The organism is Bacillus cereus group sp. BfR-BA-01492 (assembly GCF_022662815.1).
GTDB classification, from domain to species: domain Bacteria; phylum Bacillota; class Bacilli; order Bacillales; family Bacillaceae_G; genus Bacillus_A; species Bacillus_A cereus_BD.
Window position 1 is genome coordinate 21,437 of sequence record NZ_JAKUEH010000026.1, and the last position, 6,777, is coordinate 28,213.

Consider the following 6,777-nt stretch of genomic DNA (forward strand, 5'->3'; position numbering starts at 1 on the left):
TGGATTTGTGTACAATAAATGTGACGAGAGATAAAACAGATAATTATGAATAATTATACTATTTGTGTGTGGTTTATGAAATAGGAAAAAGAAAAAATAGAGAAAGGCCTCTATTTTTTTCTTTTTCTTTATTATTTTGCTAAAGCAGCAAATGCTCTACCAACAGCTTCAATTGTATATTCAATGTCTTCTGCTGTATGCTCTGTTGTTAAGAACCAAGCTTCATATTTGGATGGAGCTAAATTAATTCCTTCTTTCAGCATAAGTTTGAAGAATTTACCGAACATTTCTCCATCTGTATTTTGCGCACCATCATAATCTTCAATTGTATTTGTAGTGAAGTAAACAGTGAGTGCTCCTTTTAAGCGATTCACTGTAATATTGATATTATGTTTTTTCGCTTGTTCTAAAATACCTTTTTCAAGCATTGCTCCAAGCTTATCTAATTTTTCGTATACGCCTTCTTGCTTTAATACTTCTAAGCATGCGATACCTGCTGACATAGAAGCTGGATTTCCTGCCATTGTACCTGCTTGATAAGCAGGGCCAAGCGGAGCGACTTGTTCCATAATTTCTTTTTTACCGCCATATGCTCCAATTGGTAGTCCGCCACCAATAATTTTACCAAGAGCTGTTAAGTCTGGTGTTACGCCAAGAAGGTCTTGGGCACCACCGTACATAAAGCGGAAAGCGGTGATAACCTCATCGTAGATTACTAAGGCGCCAGCTGCATGAACAAGTTCGTTTACTTGTTCAAGGAATCCAGGTTTCGGTTCTACAATCCCAAAGTTTCCAACGATTGGTTCAACAAGAATTGCTGCAACTTCATGTCCCCATTTGTCGAGTGCTTCTTTTAAAGTTTCGACATTGTTAAATGGTACGGTAATCACTTCTTCAGCAATACTTTGTGGTACGCCAGCTGAATCAGGAGTTCCAAGAGTAGAAGGGCCAGAGCCAGCTGCAACAAGTACTAAATCTGAATGCCCATGGTAACAACCAGCGAATTTCATAATTTTTGTGCGCCCAGTATAAGCACGAGCCACACGGATTGTAGTCATAACAGCTTCCGTACCAGAGTTTACGAAACGCACTTTATCTAAAGCTGGCATTGCTTCTTTTAACATTTTTGCAAATTTTACTTCTAATGCTGTTGGTGTTCCGTATAAAACGCCATTTTCAGCAGCCGTTTTAATGGCCTCTGTTACATGTGGATGAGCATGTCCTGTAATAATTGGGCCGTATGCTGCTAAATAGTCGATATATTTATTGCCATCTACATCCCAAAAGTAAGCACCTTTTCCGCGTTCCATTGCAACGGGAGAACCACCTCCAACTGCTTTAAAAGAACGAGAAGGGCTATTCACACCACCAACAATATGTTCTAAAGCTTCCTTATGTAATGCTTCTGATTTTGTGAAATTCACTATCATTCATCTCCTTACAAAAATCTACGTATTATTCTAACATGTTTTTCAGAAAGACGTATTATTTGTGATAGAGATGTTAGCTCGGGTAAACTATTCGTTGTGATATTTAGGAAGGAGGGCTGATTATGAAATCAGTAATTGAGGTAAAAGGATTACGAAAAGAATTTACAGCTTACTCAAGTCGCTCCGGCTTAAAGGGTGCATTCCGCGATTTATTAAATCGTAATTATAAAATAGTACCAGCAGTAAATGATGTTTCGTTTACTGTCAAGCAAGGTGAAATGGTTGGTTATATTGGGGAAAATGGTGCTGGTAAATCAACGACTATTAAAATGTTAACGGGGATTTTGACTCCAACATCTGGAGAAATTACAGTAAACGGAATGAATCCGCACAAACAAAGAGAGGAATTCGTAAGAACAATCGGTGTTGTATTTGGTCAACGATCTCAGCTTTGGTGGGATATCGCTGTACAAGAATCATTTCGCTTATTGAAAAAAGTATATGGTGTATCAGATGCACAGTATAAAGAGCATATGGAACATGTTATTGAAACATTGGATATTGGCCCTTTATTAAATAAGCCAGTGCGAAAACTATCACTTGGGCAAAGGATGCGTTGTGAATTAGCGGCAGCTTTAATTCATAATCCGCCGCTATTATTTTTAGATGAACCGACAATTGGCTTAGATGTTCTTGTGAAATTGAAGATACGTAAATTTTTAAAAGAGATGAATGAGCGCTACAAAACAACGATTTTATTAACAACGCATGATATTACTGATATTGAGGCATTATGTGAGCGCGTTATTATGCTTGATGAAGGGAATATTATGTACGATGGATCTTTAGAAAATTTACGGTCGCAATGGGGAGCGGAAAAGGAAATTCATTTTCAGTTTGTTTCGCATGTTTCACCTCAGCAATTAGCGATGATTATGCCAGACAGTCAAGTTAGTTGGTCTAAAGCGAAAGATGAGCATACATGGATTGCGAAAATACCGAACGAAGAAGTCATGATTTCTATGCTTATTTCAAAAGTAGTACAAGCTTTTCAAATTAAAGATTTAAAAATTAATGAAGTGTCTACAGAAGAAATTATTCGTAACATTTATGAAGAAGGTATGACTCATGGGTAAGTACATGGAAATGATTCGCATTCGTTTTTTAATGATGCTTGCTTATCGCACAAATTATTATAGCGGTATATTAATTTATACAATTAATATCGGTGCGTATTACTTTTTATGGCAAGCCATTTATAGTGGGAAAGAGAATATTGAAAGTTTATCTATTTCGCAGATGACGACTTATATTGCAATTGCTTGGATGGCACGCGCTTTTTATTTTAATAATATTGATCGAGAAATTGCGATGGAAATTCAAGAGGGCCGTGTAGCAGTAGAATTAATTCGTCCATATAACTACTTGGGAATGAAAGTCATGCAAGGGCTGGGAGAAGGAATATTCCGCTTTGCATTTTTTTCAATACCAGGAATGATGATTGTAACTTTATTATTCTCATTACAAATTACAACGAACTTTCAAACGTGGTTCTATTTCTTTTTATCGCTAATATTTAGTTTCATTATTAATACACAAATTAACTTAATGACGGGGATGCTTACCTTTTTCTTATTTAATAACAGTGGGATTATGTATGCGAAACGAGTTGTGATTGATTTATTTTCTGGTTTGTTATTACCGATTAGTTTCTATCCTTTATGGGCCCAAAAGGCAATGATGTTTTTACCATTTCAAGCGATCAGTTATATTCCAAGTATGATTTTTTCTGAAGGGATAAGCGGAAATCAATTATATGGAGCTTTATTCTTTCAAATGATTTGGGCAGTAATGCTTATTATTCCAATTGTGCTGATGTGGAAAACGGCGAGAAAACGTCTAATTGTACAAGGGGGATGATGAGATGCTATATATACGATTATTTTTACAATACGCAAGCCAATATATAAAAACAAAATTGGAGTATCGTGGTGACTTTATCGTCGGATTACTTTCGGACTTGCTATTACAAGCTGTTAATTTAATCTTCATTCTTGTCGTTTTCGGGCATACACAAGCATTAAAAGGATGGAGCCGGGAAGAGGTAATCTTTATTTACGGATTTTTCTTAGTTCCATTTGCCATTTTTTCTGCGTTCTTTAATATATGGGATTTTAATGATCGATACATTATTAAAGGAGAAATGGATCGTGTATTAACGAGACCGATTCATAGCTTATTTCAAATTATATTAGAAAGAATGGAATTGGAATCATTAATTGGAGCGATGACCGGAATGATTGTGATGGGATATGCCGCAACAGAACTTCGACTTTCTTTCCATTGGTACGACTTCTTTCTATTTATACTAATGGTAGGAGGCGGTGCACTTGTATATGGGGGGATATTTGTAACCCTTGCAAGTCTTGGTTTTTGGTCAGATGCGAAAAGTTCTATTATGCCACTTATGTATAACATCGGAAATTACGGAAGGTATCCTGTAAATATTTATAACCGTGTCATTCGCTTTATTTTAACATTCATACTACCTTTTGCTTTTGTAGGTGTCTATCCGGCAGCCTATTTCCTTAGAAAAACAGAGTGGAACAGCTATGCGTTTGCAACACCAATTGTTGGTATCGTTTGTTTTGCGATTGCAATAACGCTTTGGAATCAAGGAGTAAAAAGATATCGAGGAGCTGGGAATTAATTAGAAAGGCTTATTTGTTTCGACGGATAAATTATATATAGTCCTCATACATATAAAATGAGGTGGAGGACATGTTATGGGGACTTATTCTCTTAATTGCAGCAATTGCAGTTTTAAGAAGTATTCAACTAGTATGGAGATGTGCGGATTCGAAACGGTTTTTTTCTTTGTATAATTTAACTTCATTATTTTTAATTTATACGACAGTACTTATTGCGTTTGGGTTAAGTTATGTTGTCTTAGAGGAAAGTGGGTTTACAGTACTAAGAGAAGATGGTGAAAAGTTAACGGTTCATTCATTCCAGCTTGTTGAAACATGTTTATATTTTAGTGCGGTGACTTTATTGTCGGTTGGCTATGGAGATATTACGCCGATTGGCATAGGACGGTGGATAGCGATTATAGAAGCTTTAATTGGATATACGTTACCCTTTGCGTTCGTTGTTCGCACTGTAATAGAAAATGAAAAATAAGGAAATGTTTGTTATAGTAGAAGGCAAAAGGAGTGATAAGCATGATCGCAGTAGGAGAAATGGCACCAGACTTTACTTTGGAAGCAAGCAACGGAGAACAAATTAAGTTATCTGATTTTAGAGGGAAACATGTTGTTTTATATTTCTATCCAAAAGATATGACACCGGGGTGTACAACAGAAGCGTGTGATTTTCGAGATGCATATGGAGTATTTCAAGAAAATGATACTGTCATTCTTGGAGTAAGCCCGGATCCAGCCAATAGACATGTAAAATTTATTGAAAAACACGAATTACCATTTTTACTATTAGTGGATGAAGATCATAAGGTAGCAGAACAATATGAGGTTTGGAAATTAAAGAAAAACTTTGGTAAAGAGTATATGGGAATTGAACGTTCGACTTTTCTTATTAATAAAAATGGTGAACTTGTACAAGAATGGCGTAAAGTGAAAGTAAAGGGACATGTCGAAGAAGTATTAGAAAGTATAAAAAAGCAGGCATAAATATATCTTTTCTATACGAGAAACGTATAGTGGAGTAACATTTTTTGTTAGCAATTGTATTTCCTTCTATTTATCTTTTTTCTATTTAGGATCTAGGAGGAAACTTTATGAAATAAGAAAGAAGTGTTTCCTATCAGACATATGTCTATACATTTTTCAGTGTTCTTCATACATTAAAAGGGTAGGGCATACCTCCTCAGATGATAGTATTCCAAGTGCGATTATATCGCACTTTTTTTCTGTGCTTTATTACATTTGAAGTAAAAAGATGATTTTTGCTGCAATGAAAGATGGATTAAAGTTTCGCTTTTTATATGTATAAAAAGGGGGCAAACATACATAAAAATAAGGATAGATGCAAAATAAAAACCATCTAGTTACAGTAGAAATATTGACGATTGACAAGAAAAGGAGTACACTCTTTATAAGAATTATAAAATAATAATCCGTATAGAATCGGGGTGCATGACGGTGGTCAAAGAAGAATTAAAAGAAGCGCTAGAAATGCTGAAAAATACGGGTGTACGAATTACTCCACAGCGTCATGCTATTTTAGAGTACCTTGTGGAATCTATGACACACCCAACAGCGGATGAAATTTATAAAGCGTTAGAAGGTAAGTTTCCAAATATGAGTGTTGCAACTGTTTATAATAATTTACGTGTATTTAAAGAAGTAGGACTTGTAAAGGAATTAACTTACGGAGACGCTTCAAGTAGATTTGATTATGTTACAAGTCAACATTATCATGTGATTTGCGAAAAATGTGGTAAGATTGTTGATTTTCCTTATGAAGGTTTGGAAAAACTGGAAGATGAAGCTGCAAAAACAACGGGCTTCGTTATTAATAGTCATCGCTTAGAGATTTATGGCGTATGTCCAGAATGTCATAAGGCGTAATAAATAAAGAAAGAGACTGACGATTACGTCAGTCTCTTTCTTTATTACTATTTGTGTGCTGTATAGTTTTTTTATTATATTTCTCATCAAATTCTTTTCCTTCTAAGTTTGGATCAAGAGTTAAAGGTTGATTACAATGCATACATACATCTACACGTCCAAGCATTTTAGACGGTTTGTTACAGCCTGGACAAATAATTTGTACAGTTTTTGTAGATAACATTCCAATCCAAAAGTAGACAAAGGTGCTAGCTAGAACGGCTAAGAGACCAATCATCATAAAAGTAGTCATAAGAATAATGTTCTCTCGGAAAAAGACCCCTAAGTATGCAATAAATAGTCCGATAAAAACTAAACTTAATGCAAACGTACGAATTTTATTGATCTTGTTTGAATATTTAATCCCCATTCCTATATCACACTCCTATTATAAATATAACATAAAATTTAGAATTTTTTATCAAAATAATATTGTTTATTTGTTTCTTAGCTCTATTGAGTAGAAATAATCGGATGTGAAATTTTTTATAAAAAGTATTGACCAGGTAGAAAACGCATGATATATTAATACACGTCGCTGATGCGAAGCACGCAGAAAGCGAAAAAAAGAAATAAAAAACTTAGTTGACATCGAAAAGAAGAGATGCTAACATAAGGAAGTCGCAAATGAAGCGACAAACGAGTTCTCTGAAAACTGAACGAAACAAACAACGTGAAACGTCAATTTTTATTTATGATGCTAGACAAACTTTATTGGA

Annotated in this window: 8 protein-coding genes; 6 read left to right on the top strand and 2 right to left on the bottom strand. The window is 35.0% G+C overall.

Annotation, left to right across the window (positions count from 1 at the left end; genetic code table 11):
• Positions 1–131 precede the first annotated feature (131 nt).
• A complete protein-coding gene (gene hemL / locus MR063_RS20275) occupies positions 132–1,430 on the bottom strand; it encodes a glutamate-1-semialdehyde-2,1-aminomutase (RefSeq protein ID WP_242201064.1) in 1,299 nt (432 codons plus the stop codon).
• A 122-nt stretch (positions 1,431–1,552) separates the two neighbouring features.
• On the opposite strand from hemL, the gene MR063_RS20280 reads away from it, so the two are divergent.
• The 6 genes from MR063_RS20280 (at position 1,553) to perR (ending at position 6,019) form a co-directional block, all read left to right on the top strand.
• A complete protein-coding gene (locus MR063_RS20280) occupies positions 1,553–2,566 on the top strand; it encodes an ABC transporter ATP-binding protein (protein ID WP_242201066.1) in 1,014 nt (337 codons plus the stop codon).
• A complete protein-coding gene (locus MR063_RS20285; RefSeq protein WP_242201069.1) occupies positions 2,559–3,350 on the top strand; it encodes an ABC transporter permease in 792 nt (263 codons plus the stop codon). The genes MR063_RS20280 and MR063_RS20285 overlap by 8 nt, the downstream gene beginning before the upstream one ends.
• Positions 3,351–3,354: 4 nt before the next feature.
• Positions 3,355–4,140 carry an ABC transporter permease gene (locus MR063_RS20290; RefSeq protein ID WP_242201070.1) on the top strand — a complete coding sequence of 262 codons (786 nt, stop codon included), beginning with the start codon at positions 3,355–3,357 and terminating at the stop codon, positions 4,138–4,140.
• A 71-nt stretch (positions 4,141–4,211) separates the two neighbouring features.
• The gene (locus MR063_RS20295; RefSeq protein WP_242144452.1) at positions 4,212–4,613 is read left to right on the top strand and encodes a potassium channel family protein; all 402 of its coding nucleotides are present in this window, start codon (positions 4,212–4,214) and stop codon (positions 4,611–4,613) included.
• Between the two features lie 41 nt (positions 4,614–4,654).
• The gene (bcp, locus tag MR063_RS20300) at positions 4,655–5,119 is read left to right on the top strand and encodes a thioredoxin-dependent thiol peroxidase (protein ID WP_242201072.1); all 465 of its coding nucleotides are present in this window, start codon (positions 4,655–4,657) and stop codon (positions 5,117–5,119) included.
• 471 nt (positions 5,120–5,590) lie between these two features.
• Positions 5,591–6,019, top strand: a complete 429-nt coding sequence (gene perR / locus MR063_RS20305) for a peroxide-responsive transcriptional repressor PerR (protein ID WP_207994911.1) — start codon at positions 5,591–5,593, stop codon at positions 6,017–6,019.
• Between the two features lie 28 nt (positions 6,020–6,047).
• Here perR and MR063_RS20310 read toward each other — a convergent pair whose 3' ends face one another.
• On the bottom strand, positions 6,048–6,428 hold the full coding sequence (locus MR063_RS20310) for a YgzB family protein (RefSeq protein WP_242201074.1): 381 nt from the start codon (positions 6,426–6,428) through the stop codon (positions 6,048–6,050).
• Positions 6,429–6,777 lie beyond the last annotated feature (349 nt).